Origin of the sequence: Streptomyces sp. NPDC093598 (genome assembly GCF_044764825.1) — a bacterium.
Classification (GTDB): Bacteria; Actinomycetota; Actinomycetes; order Streptomycetales; family Streptomycetaceae; genus Streptomyces.
On record NZ_JBIWIV010000001.1, the window covers coordinates 545,724 to 569,331 of the forward strand.

Below are 23,608 nucleotides of genomic sequence, written 5' to 3' on the forward strand. Positions count from 1 at the left end.
CCTTGCATTGCGACTCTCTCGGGTCCGACCCCGCGCGACCGTATCGCCGCCGAAACACTTACAGCAAGAGTCCTGAAACTGTTGGTAAGAACTTTCAACAGTCCGTCAGCAGGTCGCTCCCCTCACGCGTGAGGGTGTAGGTGACGAGCGAGCGGGCCGGGACCGTGGCCTCCAACGACCCACCGGTGACCGGCAGGGCGGACTGCCGGGTGGTGCTCTGCGAGCCGTTGGTCAGGTACGGGGTCGCCGTTTTGGTGGTGAAGCCGATGTTCCGCAGGCTGAACGACACCGGGGTGGCGCTGGTGGCCGCGTTGAGGGCCACGACCGTCACGGTTCCGTCGGTGTTGCGGAACGCCGACAGCTTCAGGTCGGTGCCCGACGTGGTGGCGCCGACGCGGGTCGCCCCGGGCCGGATGAAGCGGCTGTAGTTCGCCGGCGCCCACAGGCGTTTGGAGACGTGGTAGTTCTCCCCGTCCATCCGGATCAGGCCCCGGGTGGCACCGACCGAGGCCCCGTACCAGTACACGTAGCCACTGGTGTTGCCCTTGGTGAGTGCGTCGTGCACGGCGGAGGCGACGGTGAACCCGTCGTAGCAGCTGCCGTCGTCCCAGGCCTCGTTCCAGGTGGTGCCGTTGGGTGACCACTCCGACATCCAGGTGCGCTTCCGCGTCGGCAGCGGGCCGTCGACGGGGCTGGCGCAGGTGTGGCCGGCGTGGGTGTCGACGTGGCCTCGGGCCGTGGCGTCGGCCTCGATCGCGCCGGTGCAGTTCTTCTGCTGGTTCCAGCCGAAGGAGTCACAGCAGACGACCTTGTATCCGCCCGCCCTCGTCACGGGCCCGAAGACCTTGGTGAACTCGGCCGCCCGGGCGGGAGTGAGCCGCATGGAGTCGTACGTGGCCGTGTAGTCCGGCTCGTTGACGAACCCGAGGTCGGTGATCCGGATGCCCTCCTGGGCGTAGAACTTCGCGTACTGGACGAGGTAGTTCGCGTAAGCCCTGCGCCAGTCGCCGCTCGCGCAGGTGGCGCCGGTGAGCCCGCACAGGGTGCCGCCGTTCGCGTCGGTGCCGTTGGTCTTCATGTAGCCGGGCGCGGTCCAGGCGTCGGCGTAGAAGCGGTTCACCCCGTACGCCTCGGCCTGCTGGGCGAGCCACACCTGGCCCTTGTCGTCGCGGTCCCACACGTACGTCGGGGTCGCGCCGGGGCCGCCGGGGTCGGCCGGCTGGATGCCCGAGTCGATGCCGAGGCGCAGGATGCTCAGCCCGACGCCGGTGGTCCTGCTGAACAGCAGGTCGAGGATCTCGCGTTGACGCTGGGCGGGCAGGCCCTGCGAGCCCCGCATGATCTCGGCCCGGCCGAAGTGCTCGGAGATGCCGAAGCCGTCGATGGGCTGGTGCCGGGTGGAGCCGTTGATGGTCGCGGACGTGTCCGCCCGAGGTCCCCCGGCGACGCCTCGGCGGTGGCTCCGGCGGTCGTCAGCAGCACCGCGAGGGAGGTGACCGTCCACGTTCTGATCCTGCGCAGCGTGATCCGTCCCGTCACGGGAGCGCTCCCAGTGGTATGCGGTCGCTCGCCCCTCGGGGTTTCCGAGGGGCGAGTGTTCGAGGCGCGAACAGGGTTCAGGGAGTTGCCACTGCGGAGGGAACGTAGGGCAGCGTTCCGCAAGCGTCAATCCCGCCCGCACCGCAACCGGGTATCGGCGGCTAGCAGTTGGACTTCCCCGCATAGATCGCCAGGGCCGTGTTCGAGCCGAGGGTGGCCGTGATCTGACCGCTGCTGTTCACGGTCACCCGCGTGCTGTTCTGCACGTTGCAGTACGTCCCTGCCGGCAGCGAGGTCTGGTACGTCCGGGTCAGGGAGCCCGACTCGTGGTTGATGGCCACGAAGCCCTTGCCGCCCCGGCCGAAGGCGATGGCGTCGCCGCCGTTGTCCCACCAGTTGGTGACGGCCTGGCCCCGGGTGGCGTTGCGGAAGCCGACCATGGACTTGATCTCCGGCCAGTTGTGCTGGCACTTCCAGCCGTCCTGCCAGCAGGCGTTCACCTGGCCGCCGTTGGGCGGGCCGGCGTCGTGGTCGGTGAACTCGTAGCCGGAGTTGACGTCGGGGGCGCCGTAGGGCCAGGCCAGCATGAAGACGTTGGCCAGGGTGTAATCGGCGTTGTCCTTGTAGCTGAGGGTGGAGCCGTTGCGCTCGGTGTCGTGGTTGTCGACGAAGACACCGGAGGCACCGCTGCTCATGTAGCCCCAGCCCTCGCCGTAGTTCTTCAGGTAGGCGAGGTTCTCGTTGTTGAAGACCCGCTTGAGGTCGTAGGCGTACCGGAACTCCTGCACGTCGCCGTTGCCGGTGTACTCGGTGGGCTGGACGGCCTCGCCGGCGCCGTAGATGACCTCCTGCTTCCAGTACACCGACGGATTGCTCAGCCGGGACTTGATGTTCGCCAGGTCGGCGGCGTCCATGTGCTTGGCCGCGTCGATACGGAAGCCGTCGACGCCGAGGGAGAGCAGGTCGTTCATGTAGCCGGCGATCGCGCCGCGGACGTGGTTCTCGCCCGTGTCGAGGTCGGAGAGGCCGACCAGTTCGCAGTGCTGGACGTTCCAGCGGTCCTGGTAGTTGCCGATCTGACCGGTGCAGTCGTCGAAGTCGGGCGCGGAGTAGAGGCCGGGGTAGGTGTACTTGCTGTACGACGAGCCGCCGGTACCCGTGCCGCTGCCGGCTGCCATGTGGTTGATGACGGTGTCCGCAACGACCTTCACACCGGCTGCGTGACACGTGTCCACCATGTTCCGGAAGGTCGTGCGGTCGCCCAGCCGGCCGGCGATCTTGTAGCTGACCGGCTGGTACGAGGTCCACCACTGCGAGCCCTGTATGTGCTCGGCGGGCGGGGAGACCTGGACGTAGCCGTAGCCGGCGGGCCCGAGGGTGGTGGTGCATTCGCGGGCGACCGAGGCGAATGTCCACTCGAAGAGGACGGCGGTGACGTCCTTGGTGCCAGGTGGGGAGGCCTGCGCACCAGTCGGGGTCATGACAACCGAAGCCGCGGCGAGCGCGACGGCGGTGGCGAGGAATCTGCGTGCCATGTGGGGTTTCCTTCTTCGTTGAAGGTTCTTGCTGCAAGGTTCAGAAACCTTGCGGTGACGCAGATGGTAAGGGCCCGCCACCCGAAAGGGCAGCGGGCCGTACGAAATTCAAAGGAAAATCAGGCGCGGGACCCCTCGGTCGCGGTGGTCCACCACACCGTGGTGTCGGCCGGCACCTTCGCCTCGTCGTCGACCTCGACGATCTCCCCGCTCGCCACCAGGACCCGGCCGTACGCCGGCATCGCCACCGACTCGCCGGTGGTGTTCGCGACGCACACGAACTCCCCGCGCCGGAAGGCCAGCACGCCCTCGGGCGCCCGCAGCCACTCCACCGACGTGCCGGCACCGAGGTCGGCCTGCTCGCGGCGCACCGCGAGAGCGGCCCGGTACAGCTCCAGGGTCGAGCCGGGCTCGCCGGTCTGCGCCTCGACGCTCAGCTCGCCCCAGCCCTCCGGCTGCGGCAGCCAGCTGCCGCCGTTTCCGAAGCCGTACGACGATCCCGTCCGGGTCCACGGGATCGGCACCCGGCAGCCGTCGCGGAAGCCGTCCTGGCCCGCGCCCCGGAAGTACGCCGGGTCCTGGCGCACCTCGTCGGGCAGGTCGACGACGTCGGGCAGGCCGAGCTCCTCGCCCTGGTAGATGTAGGCCGAGCCGGGCAGCGCCAGCATCAGCAGGCTCGCGGCCCGGGCCCTGCGCAGCCCCAGTTCCCGGTCGCCGGCCAGGCGGATCTGGGTGCCGAGGCCGGGCGGGTTGGCGAACCGGGTGGCGTGCCGGGTGACGTCGTGGTTCGACAGCACCCAGGTGGCGGGGGCGCCGACCGGGCGCATCGCCTCCAGGGTGCGGTCGATGACCTCGCGCATCTCCGCGGCGTCCCAGTGGGTGCTGAGGTACTGGAAGTTGAAGGCCTGGTGCAGCTCGTCCGGGCGGACGTAGTGGGCCGTGCGCTCGATGGTCGGCGTCCAAGCCTCGGCGACGAAGATTCTCTCCCCCGCGTACTCGTCGAGGATGAGCCGCCACTGCCGGTAGATCTCGTGCACGCCCTCCTGGTCGAAGAACGGCATGACATCGTTGCCCAGCAGCTTCACCTGGTCGTGGGATCCAAGGTCGGGCAGCCCCTCAGCCTTCACCAGTCCGTGGGCGACGTCGATGCGGAAGCCGTCGACGCCCATGTCCAGCCAGAAGCGCAGGATGGAGCGGAACTCGTCGCCGACCGCCGGGTGCTCCCAGTTGAAGTCGGGCTGCTCGGGGGCGAAGAGGTGCAGGTACCACTCGCCGGGCGTGCCGTCGGGCTCGGTGACGCGGGTCCAGGCCGGGCCGCCGAAGATCGACTCCCAGTCGTTGGGCGGCAGTTCACCGTTCTCCCCCTTGCCGGGGCGGAAGTGGTAGCGCTCCCGCAGCGGGGAACCGGGGCCCTCTGCGACGGCCCGCTTGAACCACTCGTGCTGGTCGGAGGAGTGGTTCGGGACCAGGTCGACGATGATCCTCAGGTTCAGCCGGTGGGCGTCGCGGATCAGCGCGTCGGCGTCCAGGAGGTTGCCGAACATGGGATCGACGGCACGGTAGTCGGCGACGTCGTAGCCGGCGTCGGCCTGCGGCGAGGCGTAGAAGGGGCTGAGCCACACGGCGTCCACGCCGAGGTCGCGCAGGTACGGCAGACGGGTGCGGACACCCTCCAGGTCGCCCATGCCGTCACCGTTGCTGTCGGCGAAGCTGCGCGGGTACACCTGGTAGATCACCGCGTCCCGCCACCAGTCGCGGCGCTTGGCGACGGCCACGGCGGACGTGGGGGTGGGGGCAGGTGCAGCTGAGTGCTGGCTCATGTCGTCCTTGATGCGTAACAGGAGGTCGGTCATGGAAGGCGTGGATGGGGTGACGAGGCGGCCGCGGCACAGCGGGGTCGGATGGGCACCGCGGCCACCTCGGGCTTGAGAAGTGCGGTTCGGCCGTGCCCCGAGGGGCACGCGGTCACCCCTTCGTGCCACCTGCGGTGAGCCCGGTCACCAGGTTCTTCTGCACGAGGTAGAAGAACAGGGCGGCCGGTATCGCGATCAGCACAGCCGTCGCGGCCATCAGGTTGCGCTGCGCGTCGTGCTCGCTCACGAACGTCTGCAGGCCGACGGCGAACGTGTAGTTGTCGTCGCTCAGCATGAACGTCGAAGCGAACGCGACCTCACCGAAGGCCGTGAGGAAGCTGTAGAACGCCGCGACCGCGAGGCCCGGCTTGGCGAGCGGCAGGATGAGCCGCGCGAACGTGCCGAAGGGGGTCAGCCCGTCGACGCGGCCGGCCTCGTCGATCTCGAACGGAATGGTGTCGAAGTAGCCCTTCATCAGCCAGGCGCAGTACGGCACGATCGTGGTGCAGTTGACAAGGATGAGACCAAGGTAGCTGTCGATGAGCTGGAGATCCGAGAGGATCTGGTACATCGGCACGATCAGTACTGCGATCGGGAACATCTGGGTGACCAGCAGCACCCACATCAGCTTGCGGTAGCCGGGGAACCGCATGCGGGAGACCGCGTAGCCGGTGGACGCGGCGACGACGACGCCGATGAGCGTGGTGCCCAGCACCACGACCAGCGTGCTCTTCAGCCAGTCGAAGAAGCTGGTGTCCTGAAGGACGAACGCGTAGTTGTCGAGCGTCATCTTGCCCCAGATGCGCCCGGGGTGGAGGTAGTCGTCCTTGTCCGGGCCGAGGGACAGGAAGACCAGCCAGGCGACCGGGAAGAGCGCGGTCAGGCTCGCGCCGATCAGCACGGCGTGCGAGGCGAGGGAGGCCCCGCGGCTGCGTTCACCGCGGCCGCGGACCTTGCCGGGGGTGTTCGCGGGGCGCCGCTCGGTCGCCGGGGCGGAGCTCTCGACGGTGGTCGTACTCATGGGGAGACTCCTGCCTCAGATCGCGAGCTGCTGCTCGTTGCGGTTCAGCCAGCGGCGGTAGAAGGAGGTGAAGACGATCAGGATGGACAGCAGCAGGATTCCGTAGGCGGCGGACTGGGCGTAGTCGCGCGGCTGCTGCCCGAAGCCCAGCTGGTAGGCCCAGGTGACGAGGATCTGGGCGTCCGGGGCGGTGTTGCCGAACAGCAGGAAGATGATGGCGAACTGGTTGAAGGTCCAGATCACACCGAGGAGTACGACCGTCGTGCTGACGGACCTCAGGCCGGGCAGGGTGACGTAGCGGAACCGCTGCCAGGCGTTGGCGCCGTCCATCTCGGAGGCCTCGTACAGGCTCGCGTCGATCGACTGCAGGCCGCCGAGCAGCGAGACCATCATGAACGGCACACCGCACCAGGTGTTGACCATGATCGCGGCGAACCGCTGCCAGAAGGTGTCCTCCAGCCACAGCGGCGTCGGCAGGCCCAGGCCTTCCAGGGCGGTGTTGATGACGCCGCCGTCCGCGAGCATGAACCGCCAGCCGAAGACGGTGACGAAGGTCGGCACCGCCCAGGGAAGCACCAGCAGCATCCGGTAGAGGGTGCGGCCGCGCAGCTTCTGGTTGAGCAGCAGAGCGAGGCCGAGGCCGATGCCGTAGTGCAGGGCGACACAGGCCGCCGTCCAGAAGACCGTCCACAGGAAGTGCGCCCAGAAGCGGTCGTACGCCGTCGGGCCCCACAGGATGTCGGCGTAGTTGTCCAGGCCGATGAACTTGTAGGTGGCGTCGATGTGGTTGACGCCGATGGTGCGGGCGGTGTTGAGGCTGGTGGCGTCGGTGAGGGTGAGGTACAGGCCGTACACCAGCGGATACACCACGAGGACGCCGAGGACGACGGCCACCGGGGCGATCATCGCGTAGGCGTACCAGTGCTTGTGGAAGCCGTTCTTCAGCCGCTGGGCCGGCCCGGGTCGCGGTTCCCGCTCACCGTGCCGCTTGCCGGTCGCTCGGTCGATGGCGACTGTCATGGTTCGACACCTTCTGGAGGTTCAAGGAGGTCAAGGGAGGCTGCCCGGGCGCAGGCGCGGGCCGGTGGCCGCCGGGTCCCCTCCCCCATGACAGGGGGACCCGGTGGCCACGCGGCGGTCACTTGGTGAAGTCCGGCACCAGCTTGGCGATGGCGGTCTCGGCGTTGCCGAGGCCCTTGTCCAGGGACTCCTTGCCACCGGCGATCTTGATGAGCTCGTCGTCGAGCGGGCCCCAGAGGGAGCTGTACTCGGGCAGCGCCGGGCGCGGCTGGGCGGAGGACAGCACGCCCTGGTAGCCGGCGATGCCGGGGTCGGCCTTGACCTTCGCGGTGTAGGCGTCCTCGCGCGTGGGGAGCGTGGAGTTCTTCAGCGCGATGGTCTCCTGGGCCTTCGCCGAGGTCATGAACTTCACGAACTTCAGCGAGGCCTCCTGGTGGGCCTTGTCCGAGCCCGCGTACACGGAGAGGTTGTGGCCGCCGGTCGGGGCGCCGGCCTTGCCGGTGGAGCCGGCCGGGACGGTGGCGATGCCGAGGTTGTTCTTGTCCTTGAAGGCCGAACCCTTGTAGAAGTTCGTGATCTCCCACGGGCCCTGGACGATCGAGGCGACCTTGCCGTTGACGAACGCGTCCTGGATGTGGGCGTAGGCGTCGGCGGTGGTGTCGGCCTTGTGCAGGCCCTTGCCCTTGAACAGGCCCTGCCAGGTGCCGTAGGCCTTCTTGGCCTCGGGCGAGGTGACGGTGATCTTCTTGGCGTCGGCGTCGACCGTGTCGGTGCCCTCGCCGTAGAGGAAGGACTGGGCGTAGTAGGCCTGGGTGGAGCCCCAGTAGCCGTCGACGCCGGTCTTGTCCTTGATGGTGGCGGCGGCCTTCTTCAGGTCGTCCCAGGTCTTGGGGGCCTCGATGCCGGCCTTCTTGTACAGGGCCTTGTTGTAGACGAGGGCGAGGGTGTCCGTGGTGAAGGGGACGCCGTAGGTCTTGCCCTCGTACTTGGCCTGCTCGATCAGGCTGGGCTGGAACTTGTCCTGCTCGGCGAGGGCCTCGGTGCCGTCCAGCGGCGCGAAGAAGCCCTTCTTGGCGAAGGCGGGGGTCCAGCCGACCTCGGAGCGCAGCACGTCCGGGGCGCCCTTGGAACCGGCGGCGGTGTCGAACTTGACCTGCGCCTGGTCGAAGGGGACGTTGACGTACTTGACCTTGATGTCCTTGTTGGCGGCCTCGAACTCCTTGACCAGGGCCTGGTACGTCGGCGCCTCGTTGGTCGCGTTGGAGGTGTCCCACCAGGTGATGGTGACCGGGCCGCCGGCCTCGTCGCCGCTGTCGCTTCCGCCGCAGGCCGTCGCCGCCAGGGCGAGGGACGCCACCAGCGCGGTGGCCGCTATGCCACGCCGCATGAGTTCTCCTTGAGGGTGAAGCCCGTTCGTGCTGCCGACTGCGCCGTTGGCGGCCGGGCGTCGGTGAGATTAGCCGCGCTGCAACGAGTTGCGAAAGACCTTGCAGCAAAAAGTTGCAAGAGGTGCGGATGGTTATCCCGCCGTGACTTCTCCTCGATCGCCCTGAAGCCTTGATTTCCGCCGGTTCGGCAGGCAGTCGGACGGTTGTGCAAGACTCTGCAAGCACTTGCCATCCGTTTCCGTCGGGGGAATCATCCGTTGCGGATCGGACGCCGACCACGACTTCGAGGGATCGCGATGACCCAGCAACGCGCAGCGGGCCGTGCGACGGCGCGCACCCGGCGTCCCGTCGGTGTGCAAGGAGAACCCCGGCCGCTACAGTCCAGTGCTGTGACCACACGGCTTGCCGACATCGCTGTGCAGGCGGGGGTGAGCGAAGCGACCGTCAGCCGCGTCCTCAACGGGAAGCCGGGCGTCGCCGCCACCACCCGCCAGTCCGTGCTGGCCGCTCTCGACGTGCTGGGCTACGAACGCCCGGTGCGCCTGCGCCAGCGCAGCGAGGGGCTGGTCGGGCTGATCACCCCGGAGCTGGAGAACCCGATCTTCCCGGCCCTGGCGCAGGTCATCGGCCAGGCGCTGACGCGGCAGGGCTACACGCCGGTGCTGGCCACCCAGACCCCGGGCGGTTCGACCGAGGACGAGCTCACGGAGATGCTCGTGGACCGCGGGGTCGCCGGCATCATCTACGTCTCCGGACTGCACGCCGACACCACCGCCGACATGCAGCGCTATGACCGGCTGCGCGCCCAGGGCGTGCCCTACGTGCTGGTCGACGGTTTCTCGCCGAAGGTGCAGGCGCCGTTCATCTCCCCGGACGACCGTGCGGCGATGAGCCTCGCGGTCACGCACCTGGTGTCCCTGGGGCACACGCGGATCGGTCTGGCCCTCGGGCCCAAGCGGTTCGTGCCGGTGCAGCGCAAGATCGAGGGGTTCGTGCGCTGTATGCAGGACCAGTTGGGCCTGGGTGCCGGGACCGTGGAGACGGAGCTCGTGCAGCACTCGCTGTACACGCTGGAGGGTGGTCAGGCGGCGGCCACGGCGTTGATCGGACGGGACTGCACGGCTGTGGTGTGCGCCAGCGACATGATGGCGCTGGGCGCGATCCGGGCGGCCCGGCAGCTCGGTCTGGACGTGCCGAAGGACGTCTCCGTGGTCGGCTTCGACGACTCCCCGCTGATCGCCTTCACCGACCCGCCCCTGACCACGATCCGCAAGCCGGTCCCGGCGATGGGCCAGGCGGCCGTGCGCACGCTGCTGGAGGAGATCGGCGGGACGCCCGCGCCGCACAGCGAGTTCGTGTTCATGCCGGAACTGGTGGTGCGCGGTTCGACCGCTTCGGCCCCTGGGGATCGCGGTCGCTCCTGATCCCGGTGGCCTGATGTCGCCGTAGGACATGCGGCTCGGGCCGGGCCGCGGGATGATCGGTGGAGAAGTCCTCTTCTGGCAGACTTTGCGCCTATGGGTGAAACGACCGTGACGAAGCCGGAGGGCCTGGCAGCGGCCCTCCCGGATCGCGTTGCGGCCGAAACGGAGCGTGGTCAGCTGCGCCGGCTGCGCACCCCGCGCCGGCCCCGGTTCTGGTTCGAGATCCTGCTGATCGCGGTGAGTTACTGGACGTACTCGCTCGTCCGCAACGCCGTGCCGGAGCAGAGGGCCGAGGCGCTGCGCAACGCCGACTGGATCTGGCGGGTCGAGCACCATCTGGGCATCGCCGTCGAGGAGTCGGTCAACCACGCCGTGAACTCGGTGCATTGGCTTATCGTCGGGATGAACTACTACTACGCCACACTCCACTTCATCGTCACACTGGGTGTTCTGGTGTGGCTGTACCGTCGCCATCCCGGCCGCTACGCGGCGACCCGCCTGACGCTGTTCGCGACCACGGCCGTGGCCCTGGTCGGTTACTACCTGTATCCGCTGGCGCCCCCGCGGCTGATGAACGGCGGCGCCTTCATCGACACGGTCATGGTCCACCAGACCTGGGGTTCGATGGCGTCCGGCGACCTGAAGCACATGTCCAACCAGTACGCCGCGATGCCGTCGATGCACATCGGCTGGTCCGTGTGGTGCGGGCTGACGATCTTCGCGCTGGCGACGGTTCCCTGGGCGCGGGTGCTGGGCCTGCTGTACCCGGCGCTGACGCTGGTGGTCATCGTCGCCACGGCCAACCACTTCTGGCTGGATGCCGTCGGCGGCGTGCTCTGCCTGGCCTTCGGGTTCACGGTGGCGCGGCTCTGGTACGGGAGGCAGCCCTACGCGCTGCCGAAGGTGGTGCCGACGCGCAGGCCGGACGAGTCCCGGCCTCCGGCCCGGGTGGAGCGCACCCGTGGGGGGTGTCAGCGCTCGGAGATGCCGTAGAAGAGTTCCTCCACCACACCGCGCGCCCGGCGTGCCGTCCTCCGGTACGCGTCGAGCATGTCGCCCGCGTGGCCCGGGCCGTAACCCAGATACCTGCCCACGGCAGCCAGTTCCCGGGGCTCGGTGGGGAAGGTGTCGCCGGCCCGGCCGCGGACCAGCATCACCGCGTTGCGGACGCGGGTCGCGAGGACCCAGGCCTCGTCGAGGGTCGCCGCGTCCTCGTCCGTGATGAGCCCGGCCGTGCGGGCGGCGGCCAGGGCCTCCCGGGTGCGGGTGGTGCGCAGGCCGGGCTCCGCCGCGCCGTGCCGCAGCTGCATGAGCTGCACGGTCCACTCCACGTCGGACAGGCCGCCCGGTCCGAGCTTGGAGTGCAGCTTGGGGTCGGCGCCGCGCGGCAGCCGCTCGGACTCCATGCGGGCCTTCAGCCGCCGGATCTCGCGGACGGCGTCGTCGGCGAGTCCGTCCGCCGGGTAGCGCAGCGGGTCGATCAGCTCGACGAAGCGGCGGCCCAGGTCCTCGTCGCCGGCGACGGGCTCGGCCCGCAGCAGCGCGTGCGACTCCCACGTGAGGGCCCACCGGCGGTAGTACGCCTCGTACGACTTGAGGGTGCGCACCAGCGGCCCGGACTTGCCCTCCGGGCGCAGGTCGGCGTCGATGAGCAGGGGCGGGTCCGCGCTGGGGATCTGCAGCAGGCGGCGCATCTCGGAGACGACCTTGCCGGCCGCCTGGGAGGCCTCCCGCTCGTCGACGCCGTCGCACGGCTCGTGCACGAACAGCACGTCCGCGTCGGAGCCGTAGCCCAGCTCGTGGCCGCCGAACCGGCCCATGCCGATGATCGCGAACCGGGTGGGCAGATCGTCCCCCCAGCCGTCGCGCACGACCGCGCGGAGCGTGCCGGCCAGGGTCGCGGCGGTCAGGTCCGACACCGCCGCCCCGACCCGGTCCACCAGGGCGCCCTGGTCGGCCTCGGCGGGCTGCTCCTCGGTGCCGTAGGAGCCGACGATGTCGGCGGCGGCCGTGCGGAACAGCTCGCGGCGGCGCACCCCGCGGGCTGCCGTGACGGCCTGGGCGGCACCGTCGGCCCGGCGCACGGCGGCGAGTATCTCCTGCTCCAGGTGGGCGCGCGGCCGGGGTTCCAGGCCGCTGCCGTCGCCGTCGCCGAGCAGTGCGACCGCCTCCGGGGCGCGCATCAGCAGGTCGGGCGCGAGACGGCCCGCGGACAGCACGCGGGCGAGGTTCTGCGCGGCGGCGCCCTCGTCGCGGAGCAGCCGCAGGTACCAGGGGGTCTTGCCGAGCGCGTCGGAGACCTTGCGGAAGCCCAGCAGGCCGGCGTCCGGGTCGGCCGAGTCCGCGAACCAGCCGAGCAGCACGGGCAGCAGGGTGCGCTGGATGGCGGCCTTGCGGGTGACGCCGGAGGCCAGCGCCTCCAGGTGCCGCAGGGCGGAGGCCGGGTCGGCGTAGCCGAGGGCGACCATGCGTTCCCGTGCCGCCTCGGTGCTCAGCCGGGCCTCGCCGGTGGCGAGCTGGGCGACCGCGTCGAGCAGCGGCCGGTAGAAGAGCTTCTCGTGCAGGCGGCGTACGACACCTGCGTGCCGCCGCCACTCGCGGTGCAGGTCGGCGACCGGGTCGGCACGCAGCCCGAGGGAGCGGCCGATGCGGCGCAGCTCGGCTTCGTCCTCGGGGACGAGATGGGTGCGTCGCAGCCGGAACAGCTGGATGCGGTGCTCCATGGAGCGCAGGAATCGGTAGGCCTCGTCGAGCTGGGCCGCGTCGGACCGGCCGACGTAGCCGCCGGCGGCGAGGGCCCTCAGCGCGTCCAGGGTCGTACCGCTGCGCAGGGAGGTGTCGGCCCGACCGTGCACCAGCTGGAGCAGCTGTACGGCGAACTCGACGTCCCTGAGACCGCCCGGGCCCAGCTTCAGCTGGCGGTCGACCTCGGCGACGGGGATGTTCTCCACGACCCGGCGGCGCATCTTCTGCACGTCGGGCACGAAGTTCTCGCGCTCGGCGGCCTTCCACACCAGGGGCTGGACTGCGGCGACGTACTCCTCGCCGAGGTCGGGGTCGCCGGCCACCGGGCGGGCCTTGAGCAGCGCCTGGAACTCCCAGGTCTTGGCCCAGCGCTGGTAGTAGGCGAGATGGCTGGAGAGCGTCCGCACGAGGGGACCGTTGCGGCCCTCGGGCCGGAGGTTGGCGTCGACGGGCCAGATGGAACCCTCGACCGTCGTCTCGGAGCAGATCCGCATCATGTGCGAGGCGAGCCGGGTGGCGGCGCGCACGGCCTTGGTCTCGTCGGTCCCCTCGGTGGCCTCCCCGACGAAGATGACGTCCACGTCGGAGACGTAGTTCAGCTCGTGGCCGCCGCACTTGCCCATCGCGATGACCGCGAGCCGGCACAGGGCGGCGTCCTCGGGCGCGGCCGCCTCGGCGATACCGAGGGCGGCGCGCAGGGTGGCGGTGGCGAGGTCGGCGAGCTCGGCGGCTGACTCGGCGACGCCGGTGGTGCCGCACACGTCCCGGGCGGCGATGGACAGCAGGCAGCGCCGGTAGGCGACGCGCAGGGAGACCGGGTCGGTGGCCTGGGCGAGACCGGCTTCGAACTCCTCCACGCCCGGGTGCAGGTCCCGCGCCTCGTAGGTGACGAGCGCCTGCCAGTCGTCCGGGTGCCGGGTGAGGTGGTCGGCGAGGGCGGTGGAGGCGCCGAGCACGCCGAGCAGCCGGTCGCGCAGCGGCTTGGCCGCGATCAGGGTGTCGAGCAGTTCCCGGCGGGCGCCTGGGCCCTGCTGGGCCTCCAGCAGCCGGACGAGTCCGAGCAGCGCGAGATCGGGGTCGGCGGTGCCGCCCAGCGCCTCCAGCAGCACCGGGTCGTCGCGCAGGGGCGCGAGCTCGAGGCTGTCCAGAAGCCGCTCGGCGGCGGACGCGTCGGTGAATCCGTGCCGCAGCAGCCGTGTGAAGGTACTGCTCCTGCGCCCCGGCGCCGCCGTCATCCGGGCCTCCCTCGCACTGTTCCTCGGACGTCCATCGGATCAAGGTCGTACGGCTTTGAGCCTAACGGCACGGGCCGGTGGAAGCGCTGGTGAGTTCGGCAGGCGGACGGGGCGCGCGTGGCTACGGGGACTGGCCGCGGCGTGGGAGGCGAGGTACGGCGTTTTCCGGCAGCACGGGAGACGACAGGGCCATTTCCACCACGGCACGGTTCCCGCGGCCGTCTACTCGGTGGCGCCGCACACCGTTTTCGGCTTCGGTGAGGGGGAGCCGTTCAGCCGGCTTCAGCCGGACGAGGTCGCGGTTCTCATGAGGCCGGACGAAGGAGTCACGCCATGGACATCACTCTCGAAGTCATCCCGCTGCCCGTGACCGACATCGACCGCGCCCGGGACTTCTACCGGGACAAGGTCGGCTTCCACGTGGACATCGACCAGGAGGTCATGCCCGGGATGCGGATCGTCCAGCTGACCCCTCCGGGTTCGGGCTGTTCGATCGCCCTGGGCGAGTCGATCTGGCAGATGGCCCCCGGCCCCACCCCGGCCCCGGGCTCCTACCAGGGCCTGCAACTGTGCGTCGCCGACATCAAGGCGGCCCACGCGGAGCTGGTCGCCCGCGGCCTCGACGTCTCCGAACCGGTCCAGTACTCGCCGGACGACGGCGCCACGTTCATGCACTTCCAGGACCCGGACGGCAACGGGTGGGCGGTGCAGGAGTACCGGCGCAGGGCCACGGAGCCGCTGCATCAGCTGCTGGCGGACCTGAAGCGGCAGCAGGCCTGAGCACCCGGAGAACCCGGTCAGGAATCGAGAAGCAGGGGTGCTCGGGCGCGATTAGCGTCGTAGTCATGACTTCCATCGCATCCGTCACTCTCGAGGTGGCCGACCCCGCCGCCGCCGATCGCTTCTACTCGACCGCCTTCGGCCTGGGCGACCGGCTGCGCCTGGCCGCCTCGGAGGCGCCGACCACCGGCTTCCGCGGGTTCACGCTGTCGCTCGTGGTCTCCCAGCCGGCCGATGTGGACGCCCTCGTCGAGGCGGCGGTGCAGACCGGCGCGACGACGCTGAAGCCCGCCGCGAAGTCCCTGTGGGGCTATGGGGGCGTCGTGCAGGCCCCCGACGGGACGATCTGGCAGATCGCCTCGTCGTCGAAGAAGAACACCGGCCCGGCGACCCGGCAGGTCGACGAGTTCGTCCTGCTGCTCGGCGTCGAGGACGTGAAGGCCAGCAAGCAGTTCTACGTCGAGCACGGTCTGGCCGTGGGGAAGAGCTTCGGCGGCAAGTACGTCGAGTTCGCCACCGAGGGCCCCGTCAAGCTGGCCCTGTACAAGCGCCGCGGCCTCGCCAAGGTCGCCGGCGTCTCCCCCGACGGCACGGGTTCGCACCGCCTCACCATCGGCGGTGACGCCGGACCGTTCACCGACCCGGACGGCTTCGCCTGGACGACGGCTTCGGAGAACGCGTCGGTGTGAGCGCCGTGCCTGCAGTGGGGCTATTGCCACACTGCAGGCATGAATGGAAAGCCGCTCGATGATGAGCTCGCCGCGAACCGTGCCCTCTGGGATGTCCTCGCCCGGGCACACGGCACGACTCCCAATGACACGTTCTACGACGTCGATTCGTTCCTGGCCGGCCGGCAGACGCTCTACGGAATCGAGCTGGAGCTGGCGGGTGATGTGACCGGCCAGGACGTGCTGCATCTGCAGTGCCACTTCGGCATGGACACACTCAACTGGGCACGTCTGGGCGCCAGAGTCACCGGTGTCGATTTCTCGTCGACGGCGATCGTCCGGGCACGCGAGCTTGCCGAGCGCGCCGGGCTGACCGCCGAGTTCGTCGAGGCGGACACACAGAACCTGCCGTCCGACCTGGCGGACAGGTTCGACCTGGTGATCGCCACCTACGGGGTGCTGGAGTGGATCGGAGACCTCGATGCGTGGATGCATGGTGCGGCAATGGCGCTGCGGCCCGGCGGCAGGCTGGTACTGGTCGACCTGCACCCGGCGTTCCAGACACTGGCCACCTACGAGCCGCTCGTGGCCGACTGGCCCTACGGCGGCGGTCAACCCCAGCGTGAAGCCGTGACGGGCACGTATGCCGATCCGGACCTGCCGATGGCATCGCGGGAGGTGGTCCAGTACCCGCATTCGGTGGGCGAGATCGTGACGGCGGCCGCCGCGGCAGGGCTGATCGTGGACCGGCTCGGCGAGCACACCGAGGCCGACTTCAACGGACGCCGCATCCTGCCCAAGGGACCCGACGGCACCTACCGGTTCCCGTTCAGCGACACCTGTCTCCCGATCCTCTACTCGCTGCGAGCGGTGTCACCTCAAACGACCGCAGCGTGACTGCTCGCCCCAGCCCTCACCGACAGAACGTCTCCCATACACACCTGTCACGCAGCGTGAGCACTGGCGGCCCGACGGTGGCCGTGGTGCCCTCCGGGTGCCGTCCGACGAGGGGGCCGCACCGCGACGAGACGGCCCGGCGCCCGCGAGACGCAGTGGGGCCGACGGTCCGCGACCGTCGACCCCAAGGGATCATTTCGGCGGGAACCCGCCCTGAGCTGCGCCTACAGCGCCGGAAGGTTCTTCCGCAGCTCGAACGCGGTGACCTCGCTGCGGTACTCCTCCCACTCCTGCCGCTTGTTGCGCAGGAAGAAGTCGAAGACGTGTTCGCCGAGGGTCTCGGCGACGAGGTCGCTGCGTTCCATGAGGGTCAGGGCCTCGCCGAGGTTCTGGGGGAGCGGCTCGATGCCCATGGCGCGGCGCTCCGCGTCGGAGAGGGCCCAGACGTCGTCCTCGGCGCCCGGCGGGAGCTCGTAGCCCTCCTCGATGCCCTTGAGGCCCGCGGCCAGCAGCAGCGCGTACGCCAGGTACGGGTTCGCGCCGGAGTCGAGGGAGCGGACCTCGACCCGCGCCGAGCCCGTCTTGCCGGGCTTGTACATCGGGACGCGGACGAGCGCCGAGCGGTTGTTGTGGCCCCAGCAGATGTACGAGGGGGCCTCACCGCCCGCACCCGCCGTGCGCTCAGCGCCGCCCCAGATGCGCTTGTAGGAGTTGACCCACTGGTTGGTCACCGCGGAGATCTCCGCCGCGTGCCGCAGCAGGCCCGCGATGAAGGAGCGGCCCACCTTGGAGAGCTGGTACTCCGAGCCCGACTCGTAGAAGGCGTTGCGGTCGCCCTCGAAGAGCGACAGGTGCGTGTGCATGCCGCTGCCGGGGTGCTCGGAGAAGGGCTTGGGCATGAAGGTCGCGTGCACGCCCTGCTCCAGCGCCACCTGCTTCATGACGAGGCGGAACGTCATGACGTTGTCGGCGGTGGACAGCGCGTCGGCGTAGCGGAGGTCGATCTCCTGCTGGCCCGGCGCGCCCTCGTGGTGGGAGAACTCCACCGAGATGCCCATCGACTCCAGCATGGTGATCGCCTGGCGGCGGAAGTCCATGCCGACGTTGGTCGGGGTGTGGTCGAAGTAGCCGGAGTTGTCGGCGGGCGTGGGACGGCTGCCGTCCAGCGGCCGGTCCTTCAGCAGGAAGAACTCGATCTCCGGGTGGGTGTAGAAGGTGAAGCCCAGGTCGGAGGTGCGGGCCAGGGCGCGCTTGAGCACGTAGCGCGGGTCGGCGAAGGACGGGGAGCCGTCCGGCATGAGGATGTCGCAGAACATGCGTGCCGTGCCCGGGGCCTCCGCACGCCAGGGCAGGATCTGGAAGGTCGACGGGTCCGGCTTGGCGATCATGTCGGACTCGTAGACCCGGGCGAAGCCCTCGATCGCGGAGCCGTCGAAGCCGATGCCCTCGTCGAAGGCCTGTTCCAGTTCGGCCGGGGCCACGGCGACGGACTTGAGGAAGCCCAGCACGTCCGTGAACCACAGGCGTACGAACCGGATGTCGCGCTCCTCCAACGTCCGGAGCACGAACTCCTGCTGCTTGTCCATCTTCCGCTTCCCCATCCTTGCTGGTCAGGCCGCCTTCTCTTCCGTACCACGGGAGGCGGTCGGGCACCTGAGCATCCCACCACACCACCGTTTCGAACGCGTTGCGGACCATGATCGCCCGGCCGACCCGGGGTCGAACGCCTCACGCACGGCAGGTGAACTGCTCTTCCGCCCATAGTGCCTGCTCTCCCCGACATCCGTAACGGCCGGTTCCTCTCGCTGCGCCACACGCTTGATGTGCAGGCCGCCGCCGCGGCCGCGGCGGGCCGCGAGCAGGCCCAGGTGCTGGAGCTCGGCGACGACCTTCGCCAGGTGGGTGTACCGCACGTCCATGCCGCCCGCGACCTCCCGGGGCGTCGGTATCGACCCGCCCGCGACGGCGAGCCGCATCAGGACCCGCAGGGCGAGGTCGGTGGAGCGCAGCAGCCGCATGCGGGCAGCGTAGGTAATGGGAATCCGCGGTTCAAACGATCCGGCGTGAGATCGGCGCCGAGATCGGTCGCCGGGGCCGGTGAAGCTGTCGTCCCGCTGTCGGTGCCGTATCGATTCGGCCCATTCCGGCGGCCGCTCTTCGGGACGCCCCGTCTCCCCCATTACGATCAGCGCACCCGACCGTCACTTTTCCCACGAAGGACACCTCATGGGCTCCGCCAAGAAGAGCAGCACGGACCGCAAGGCGCGAATAGAGGAGATGCGGCGCGCCGAGCAGGCCCGTGAGCGCCGCAACCGGATCCTCACCATCGCGGCCAGCGTGGTGATCGTCGCCGGTCTCGTCGTCGGCGGCGTCGTGCTCGTGCGGTCCCAGGACGACAAGGGCAGTGACACCGCGGCGGCGAGCGACTCCTCGGGCAAGGGCAAGTTCGTGACGGGCAAGGACGGCGTGAAGACCTGGGAGGGGAAGCTGGCCCGCAACCACGTCACCAAGGCCGTGAAGTACGCCTCCGAGCCGCCGGTCGGCGGTGACCACAACCCGGTCTGGATGAACTGCAACGGCGACGTCTACACCGAGCGGCTGAACAACACCAACGCCGTGCACTCGCTGGAGCACGGCGCGGTGTGGGTGACGTACAACGCCGACGCGAAGAAGGCCGACATCGACGCGCTCGCGGCGAAGGTGAAGAAGACGCCGTACACGCTGATGAGCCCGATGGACGACCAGAAGGATCCGATCATGCTCTCGGCGTGGGGCCACCAGCGCACGGTGACGGGCGCGAGCGACCCGAACGTGGACAAGTTCTTCGAGAAGTTCGTGCAGGGCGAGCAGACCCCCGAGCCGGGTGCCGCGTGCACGAACGGGCTGTCGAAGTGAGGCACGCCGGTCTGATCGCCGGGGCCGCGGCGGCGGCGCTCGTCGCGGCCGGCGCGATCACCTACGCGGTCGCCGGGGACGACGGCAGCGGCAGGACGCCGTCCGCGGAGTCCGCGGACGCCGGGTTCGCGCGGGACATGGCGGTGCACCACCAGCAGGCCGTGGAGATGTCGTACATCGTGCGCGACCGCACCGAGGACGAGGAGGTCCGGCGCCTGGCGTACGACATCGCCCAGACGCAGGCCAACCAGCGCGGCATGATGCTCGGCTGGCTCGACCTGTGGGGCCTGCCCAAGGTGTCCTCCGAGCCGCCCATGACCTGGATGGACATGGGCGGCATGGCCTCCGGCAAGGACGGCGCGCTGATGCCGGGCATGGCGACCAACTCCGAGATGAAGAAGCTCGGCGAGCTCAGCGGGAAGCAGGCGGAGGTCTTCTACCTCCAGCTGATGACGGACCATCACCAGGGCGGCGTCCACATGGCCGAGGGCTGCGTGGACAGGTGCACGGTGGGGGTGGAGAAGCGGCTCGCGCAGGGCATGGTGGACGCGCAGCAGTCGGAGATCTCCTTGATGGCGGACATGCTCAAGGAGCGGGGCGCGGCGCCGCGGTCGTAGGAGCCGTGGGCACGTAAGCCTCAAATCGCCCTGCGTTGCGGTCTCTTGGGCTCTTCTTGGCCTCCGTAGGGCGCTTCTTGGGCTGCGCAATTCCCTGGCATGAACGGTTCATCGCGAGAGTGGCGAGACGTCGAGTGATCCACTCGCGACGAACCGCACAGGGGGTTCCATGAGATCCAACCGCGCCAAGGTGCGCGCCGTGAGCATGGCAGCGACACTGCCGATGCTCGCCGGTGCGCTGGCGCTCGGCATACCCGCGGCGCACGCCGCCGACCACCCGCTCCGCGACCTGCTGGCCGGGACCCGGCCCGCATGGGCCACGGCCAAGGCGGACAAGGGCGCCACCTCCGACGGCGCCCAGGTCACAGCCCGGGTCTACCTCGCCGGCAAGGACGCCGCCGGCCTCGCCGCCTACGCGAAGGCGGTCTCCGACCCGGACTCGGCCTCGTACGGCAAGTACCTGACGGCCAAGCAGGCGCAGGCCCGCTTCGGCGCGACCAAGGCGCAGGTGGCGGCCGTGAAGTCCTGGCTGACGGCGGCCGGCCTGAAGGTCACCGGCGTCACGCCGCACTACGTCTCCGTCACCGGTGACGTGGCCGCCGCCGAGAAGGCGTTCGGCACGCAGCTGCACAACTTCGCCAAGGGCTCGAAGACCTACCGCGCTCCCGCGAGCACCGCCTCCGTGCCGCAGGGCCTGGCCGACGCCGTCCTGACCGTGACCGGGCTGGACAACGCGCCGCACATGGCCACGCACGACGATCGACTGCCGCCGCCGGACACCGTGTTCCGCAACGCCGGGCCGTTCTCCTCGTACTACGGCTCGAACACCGCGAGCACGCTCCCGGACGCCTACGGCAAGAAGATCCCGTATGCCGTGAAGGGCTACACGGGCAAGCAGTTGCGGGCCGCCTACGGCGCGGGCAAGCGCACCGGCAAGGGTGTCCGGGTCGCCATCACGGACGCGTACGCCTCCCCGACGATCGCCTACGACGCCGGCACCTACGCCAAGCGCAACGGCGACGCGGCGTGGAAGACGGGCCAGCTGCACCAGGTCCTGCCCGGCAAGTACACGAACACCGAGGACTGCTCGGCGTCCGGCTGGTACGGCGAGGAGACCCTGGACGTCGAGGCCGTACACGCGGTCGCGCCGGCCGCGGACGTGACGTACGTGGGCGCCGCCTCCTGCACGGACGGCGATCTGCTCGACGCGCTCGGCAAGGTCGTCGACCATCACCTGGCCGACATCGTCTCCAACTCCTGGGGCGAGGTGGAGGCCGCGCAGACGCCCGACCTCGCGGCCGCCTACGACCAGGTGTTCCAGCTGGGCGCGGTCGAGGGCATCGGCTTCTACTTCTCCTCCGGCGACGACGGCGACGAGGTGGCGAGCTCCGGGACGAAGCAGGTCGACTCCCCGGCCAACTCGGCGTGGGTCACGGCCGTCGGCGGCACCTCGCTGGCCGTCGGCAAGAACGACACGTACCTCTGGGAGACCGGCTGGGGCACCGACAAGGCGACCCTGTCGGCCGACGGCAAGAGCTGGACGGACTTCCCCGGCGCCTTCACCTCCGGCGCGGGCGGCGGCACCAGCAAGACCGTCGCCGAGCCCTTCTACCAGCAGGGTGTCGTGCCGGACGCGCTGGCGAAGGCCAACAGCGCGGCCGGCAACCGGGTCGTCCCGGACATCGCGGCCATCGCCGACCCGAACACCGGCTTCCTGGTGGGGCAGACGCAGACCTCGCCCGACGGCAGGAAGCAGGCGTACAGCGAGTACCGCATCGGCGGCACCTCGCTCGCCGCGCCGACGATCGCGGCCATCCAGGCCCTGGCCCAGGAGGCCCGCGGCGGCAAGGCGATCGGCTTCGCCAACCCGGCGATCTACGCCAAGGCCGGCTCGAAGGTCTACCACGACGTCACCGACGACCCGACGGGCTCCGGCCTCGCCGTGGCCCGGGTCGACTTCGTGAACGGCTACGACGCCACCGGCGGTCTGTCGACGTCCGTGCGCAGTCTCGGCAAGGACAGCTCGCTCGCGGCCGTGAAGGGCTACGACGACGTCACCGGCGTGGGCTCGCCCGCGAACGGCTACGTCGAGTCGTACGGACGCCGCTGAGCTCCACAACGGGACCGGGGTGGTGTGGGGTGACCCACACCACCCCATTGTGTCGCACTGACGATTACACTGGGCGGCGTGCCTCAACTACGTCTCGCCCTGAACCAGATCGACGCCGGCGTGGGCGACCTCGCCGGTAACACCGAGTCGATCGTCCGCTGGACCCGGCACTCCGCCGAGCAGGGAGCGCATCTCGTTGCGTTCCCGGAGATGGTGCTGACCGGGTATCCCGTCGAGGACCTGGCGCTCAGGTCGTCCTTCGTCGAGGCCTCTCGCGCGGCGCTGCGCTCTCTCGCCGCGCGCCTGGCCGAGGAGGGCTTCGGAGAGCTGCCGGTGATCGTCGGCTACCTCGACCGCAGTGCGACCGCCCAGCCGAAGTACGGCCAGCCGGCCGGCGCGCCGCAGAACGCGGGTGCGGTGCTGTACGGCGGCGAGGTGGTCCTGAACTTCGCCAAGCACCATCTGCCGAACTACGGCGTGTTCGACGAGTTCCGCTACTTCGTGCCCGGCGACAGCATGCCGGTCCTGCGGGTGCACGGCGTGGATGTCGCCCTGGCCATCTGCGAGGACCTGTGGCAGGACGGCGGCCGCGTCCCCGCCGCCCGTTCGGCGCAGGCGGGCCTGCTGGTCTCGATCAACGCCTCCCCCTATGAGCGCGACAAGGACGACACGCGCCTGGAGCTGGTCCGCAAGCGGGCCCAGGAGGCCGGCTGCACCACGGCGTACCTGGCCATGATCGGCGGCCAGGACGAGCTGGTGTTCGACGGCGACTCGATCGTGGTCGACAAGGACGGCGAGGTCGTGGCGCGGGCGCCGCAGTTCGCCGAGGGCTGTGTGGTCCTGGACCTGGACCTGCCGGCGGCGTCGGCCGACGCCCCGACGGGCGTGGTCGACGACGGTCTGCGCATCGACCGCGTGGTCCTCTCGGAGGAACCGCTGGCCCCGTACGAGCCCGAGTTCACGGGCGGCTACGCGGACCGGCTGGAGGACGACGAGGAGGTCTACTCGGCGCTCGTCGTGGGCCTGCGGGCGTACGTCGCGAAGAACGGCTTCACGTCGGTCCTGATCGGCCTGTCGGGCGGCATCGACTCGTCGCTGGTCGCGGCGATCGCGTGCGACGCGGTGGGCCCGCAGAACGTGTACGGCGTCTCGATGCCGTCGAAGTACTCCTCGGACCACTCCAAGGACGACGCGGCGGAACTGGCCCGCCGTACGGGCCTGAACTACCGCACGGTCGCGATCGAGCCGATGTTCGACGCGTACATGGGCTCGCTGGGCCTGACGGGCCTGGCGGAGGAGAACCTCCAGTCGCGCCTGCGCGGCACGCTGCTCATGGCGCTCTCCAACCAGGAGGGCCACATCGTCCTGGCCCCCGGCAACAAGTCGGAACTGGCGGTCGGATACTCGACGCTCTACGGCGACTCGGTCGGGGCGTACGGGCCCATCAAGGACGTCTACAAGACGTCGGTCTTCCGTCTCTGCGAGTGGCGCAACCGTGCCGCCCGGGAACGCGGCCAGACCCCGCCGATCCCGGAGAACTCCATCACCAAGCCCCCGAGCGCGGAGCTGCGCCCGGGCCAGGTCGACACGGACTCGCTGCCCGACTACCCGGTGCTGGACGCGATCCTCGAGCTGTACGTCGACCGGGACCGGGGCGCGGACGAGATCGTGGCGGCCGGGTACGACCCGGAGCTGGTCGCGAAGACGCTGCGCATGGTCGACACGGCGGAGTACAAGCGGCGGCAGTACCCGCCGGGCACGAAGATCTCGGCCAAGGGGTTCGGGAAGGACCGGCGGCTGCCGATCACGAACGGGTGGCGGGAGTCGCTCTGACCGGTCGGGTCGGAAAGAGGGCTTGATAGGCAAGTGCACACTTGCCTA

18 protein-coding genes are annotated in these 23,608 nt (G+C 69.9%); 9 read left to right on the forward strand and 9 right to left on the reverse strand.

Going from position 1 to position 23,608, the window contains the following annotated elements; genetic code table 11:
* Window positions 1-94: 94 nt before the first annotated feature.
* From ACIRDU_RS02510 to ACIRDU_RS02535, 6 genes are all read right to left on the reverse strand, one after another.
* On the reverse strand, window positions 95-1,504 hold the full coding sequence (locus tag ACIRDU_RS02510) for a glycoside hydrolase family 30 beta sandwich domain-containing protein (protein ID WP_403573318.1): 1,410 nt from the start codon (window positions 1,502-1,504) through the stop codon (window positions 95-97).
* Between the two features lie 196 nt (window positions 1,505-1,700).
* A complete protein-coding gene (locus ACIRDU_RS02515; RefSeq protein WP_403573320.1) occupies window positions 1,701-3,074 on the reverse strand; it encodes an alpha-amylase family protein in 1,374 nt (457 codons plus the stop codon).
* Window positions 3,075-3,193: 119 nt separating this feature from the next.
* A complete protein-coding gene (locus tag ACIRDU_RS02520) occupies window positions 3,194-4,894 on the reverse strand; it encodes a glycoside hydrolase family 13 protein (protein ID WP_403573323.1) in 1,701 nt (566 codons plus the stop codon).
* Between the two features lie 145 nt (window positions 4,895-5,039).
* On the reverse strand, window positions 5,040-5,948 hold the full coding sequence (locus ACIRDU_RS02525) for a sugar ABC transporter permease (protein WP_403573326.1): 909 nt from the start codon (window positions 5,946-5,948) through the stop codon (window positions 5,040-5,042).
* A 15-nt stretch (window positions 5,949-5,963) separates the two neighbouring features.
* The gene (locus ACIRDU_RS02530) at window positions 5,964-6,968 is read right to left on the reverse strand and encodes a carbohydrate ABC transporter permease (protein ID WP_403573328.1); all 1,005 of its coding nucleotides are present in this window, start codon (window positions 6,966-6,968) and stop codon (window positions 5,964-5,966) included.
* 118 nt (window positions 6,969-7,086) lie between these two features.
* Complete coding sequence (locus ACIRDU_RS02535; RefSeq protein ID WP_403573331.1) at window positions 7,087-8,355, reverse strand: extracellular solute-binding protein; 1,269 nt, start codon at window positions 8,353-8,355, stop codon at window positions 7,087-7,089.
* Between the two features lie 390 nt (window positions 8,356-8,745).
* On the opposite strand from ACIRDU_RS02535, the gene ACIRDU_RS02540 reads away from it, so the two are divergent.
* Entirely contained in the window at window positions 8,746-9,780 is a 1,035-nt protein-coding gene (locus ACIRDU_RS02540; protein WP_403573334.1) for a LacI family DNA-binding transcriptional regulator, read from the forward strand.
* Window positions 9,781-9,873: 93 nt separating this feature from the next.
* Complete coding sequence (locus tag ACIRDU_RS02545; protein WP_403573336.1) at window positions 9,874-10,773, forward strand: phosphatase PAP2 family protein; 900 nt, start codon at window positions 9,874-9,876, stop codon at window positions 10,771-10,773.
* Here ACIRDU_RS02545 and ACIRDU_RS02550 read toward each other — a convergent pair.
* Entirely contained in the window at window positions 10,752-13,760 is a 3,009-nt protein-coding gene (locus tag ACIRDU_RS02550; RefSeq protein WP_403573339.1) for a bifunctional [glutamine synthetase] adenylyltransferase/[glutamine synthetase]-adenylyl-L-tyrosine phosphorylase, read from the reverse strand. The two genes, ACIRDU_RS02545 and ACIRDU_RS02550, sit on opposite strands and share 22 nt — an antisense overlap.
* 333 nt (window positions 13,761-14,093) lie before the next feature.
* Here ACIRDU_RS02550 and ACIRDU_RS02555 point away from each other — a divergent pair, with 333 nt between their 5' ends.
* From ACIRDU_RS02555 to ACIRDU_RS02565, 3 genes are all read left to right on the forward strand, one after another.
* Window positions 14,094-14,540 (forward strand): VOC family protein, encoded by a 447-nt coding sequence (locus ACIRDU_RS02555; RefSeq protein ID WP_403573342.1) that lies wholly within the window; start codon window positions 14,094-14,096, stop codon window positions 14,538-14,540.
* Between the two features lie 65 nt (window positions 14,541-14,605).
* Entirely contained in the window at window positions 14,606-15,229 is a 624-nt protein-coding gene (locus tag ACIRDU_RS02560) for a glyoxalase (protein WP_403573345.1), read from the forward strand.
* Window positions 15,230-15,268: 39 nt separating this feature from the next.
* The gene (locus ACIRDU_RS02565) at window positions 15,269-16,105 is read left to right on the forward strand and encodes a class I SAM-dependent methyltransferase (protein ID WP_403573348.1); all 837 of its coding nucleotides are present in this window, start codon (window positions 15,269-15,271) and stop codon (window positions 16,103-16,105) included.
* Window positions 16,106-16,329: 224 nt separating this feature from the next.
* Here ACIRDU_RS02565 and glnA read toward each other — a convergent pair whose 3' ends face one another.
* Together glnA and ACIRDU_RS02575 are read right to left on the reverse strand one after the other, a co-directional pair.
* Window positions 16,330-17,691, reverse strand: a complete 1,362-nt coding sequence (glnA, locus tag ACIRDU_RS02570) for a type I glutamate--ammonia ligase (RefSeq protein WP_033312643.1) — start codon at window positions 17,689-17,691, stop codon at window positions 16,330-16,332.
* Between the two features lie 24 nt (window positions 17,692-17,715).
* Window positions 17,716-18,123 carry an Rrf2 family transcriptional regulator gene (locus ACIRDU_RS02575; protein WP_403573351.1) on the reverse strand — a complete coding sequence of 136 codons (408 nt, stop codon included), beginning with the start codon at window positions 18,121-18,123 and terminating at the stop codon, window positions 17,716-17,718.
* A 208-nt stretch (window positions 18,124-18,331) separates the two neighbouring features.
* Between ACIRDU_RS02575 and ACIRDU_RS02580 the strand changes: the two genes are divergently transcribed.
* The 4 genes from ACIRDU_RS02580 (at window position 18,332) to ACIRDU_RS02595 (ending at window position 23,560) form a co-directional block, all read left to right on the forward strand.
* Complete coding sequence (locus tag ACIRDU_RS02580; RefSeq protein WP_403573354.1) at window positions 18,332-19,000, forward strand: DUF3105 domain-containing protein; 669 nt, start codon at window positions 18,332-18,334, stop codon at window positions 18,998-19,000.
* Window positions 18,997-19,617, forward strand: coding sequence for a DUF305 domain-containing protein (locus ACIRDU_RS02585; protein ID WP_403573357.1), 621 nt, complete (start codon window positions 18,997-18,999; stop codon window positions 19,615-19,617). The genes ACIRDU_RS02580 and ACIRDU_RS02585 overlap by 4 nt, the downstream gene beginning before the upstream one ends.
* Before the next feature lie 169 nt (window positions 19,618-19,786).
* Window positions 19,787-21,727: a protease pro-enzyme activation domain-containing protein gene (locus tag ACIRDU_RS02590; RefSeq protein WP_403573359.1), complete on the forward strand. Its 1,941-nt coding sequence runs from the start codon at window positions 19,787-19,789 to the stop codon at window positions 21,725-21,727.
* Between the two features lie 78 nt (window positions 21,728-21,805).
* The gene (locus tag ACIRDU_RS02595) at window positions 21,806-23,560 is read left to right on the forward strand and encodes an NAD+ synthase (RefSeq protein WP_403573362.1); all 1,755 of its coding nucleotides are present in this window, start codon (window positions 21,806-21,808) and stop codon (window positions 23,558-23,560) included.
* The last annotated feature ends 48 nt before the right edge of the window (window positions 23,561-23,608 follow it).

Excerpts from the sequence above, each read along its gene's own strand:
- ACIRDU_RS02515 (WP_403573320.1), bottom strand. The coding sequence starts at position 3,074 with ATGGCACGCAGATTCCTCGCCACCGCCGTCGCGCTCGCCGCGGCTTCG.
- ACIRDU_RS02520 (WP_403573323.1), bottom strand. The coding sequence starts at position 4,894 with ATGAGCCAGCACTCAGCTGCACCTGCCCCCACCCCCACGTCCGCCGTG.
- ACIRDU_RS02525 (WP_403573326.1), bottom strand. The coding sequence starts at position 5,948 with ATGAGTACGACCACCGTCGAGAGCTCCGCCCCGGCGACCGAGCGGCGC.
- ACIRDU_RS02530 (WP_403573328.1), bottom strand. The coding sequence starts at position 6,968 with ATGACAGTCGCCATCGACCGAGCGACCGGCAAGCGGCACGGTGAGCGG.
- ACIRDU_RS02535 (WP_403573331.1), bottom strand. The coding sequence starts at position 8,355 with ATGCGGCGTGGCATAGCGGCCACCGCGCTGGTGGCGTCCCTCGCCCTG.
- ACIRDU_RS02545 (WP_403573336.1), top strand. The coding sequence starts at position 9,874 with ATGGGTGAAACGACCGTGACGAAGCCGGAGGGCCTGGCAGCGGCCCTC.
- ACIRDU_RS02550 (WP_403573339.1), bottom strand. The coding sequence starts at position 13,760 with ATGACGGCGGCGCCGGGGCGCAGGAGCAGTACCTTCACACGGCTGCTG.
- ACIRDU_RS02555 (WP_403573342.1), top strand. The coding sequence starts at position 14,094 with ATGGACATCACTCTCGAAGTCATCCCGCTGCCCGTGACCGACATCGAC.
- ACIRDU_RS02560 (WP_403573345.1), top strand. The coding sequence starts at position 14,606 with ATGACTTCCATCGCATCCGTCACTCTCGAGGTGGCCGACCCCGCCGCC.
- ACIRDU_RS02565 (WP_403573348.1), top strand. The coding sequence starts at position 15,269 with ATGAATGGAAAGCCGCTCGATGATGAGCTCGCCGCGAACCGTGCCCTC.
- glnA (WP_033312643.1), bottom strand. The coding sequence starts at position 17,691 with ATGGACAAGCAGCAGGAGTTCGTGCTCCGGACGTTGGAGGAGCGCGAC.
- ACIRDU_RS02575 (WP_403573351.1), bottom strand. The coding sequence starts at position 18,123 with ATGCGGCTGCTGCGCTCCACCGACCTCGCCCTGCGGGTCCTGATGCGG.
- ACIRDU_RS02580 (WP_403573354.1), top strand. The coding sequence starts at position 18,332 with ATGGGCTCCGCCAAGAAGAGCAGCACGGACCGCAAGGCGCGAATAGAG.
- ACIRDU_RS02590 (WP_403573359.1), top strand. The coding sequence starts at position 19,787 with ATGAGATCCAACCGCGCCAAGGTGCGCGCCGTGAGCATGGCAGCGACA.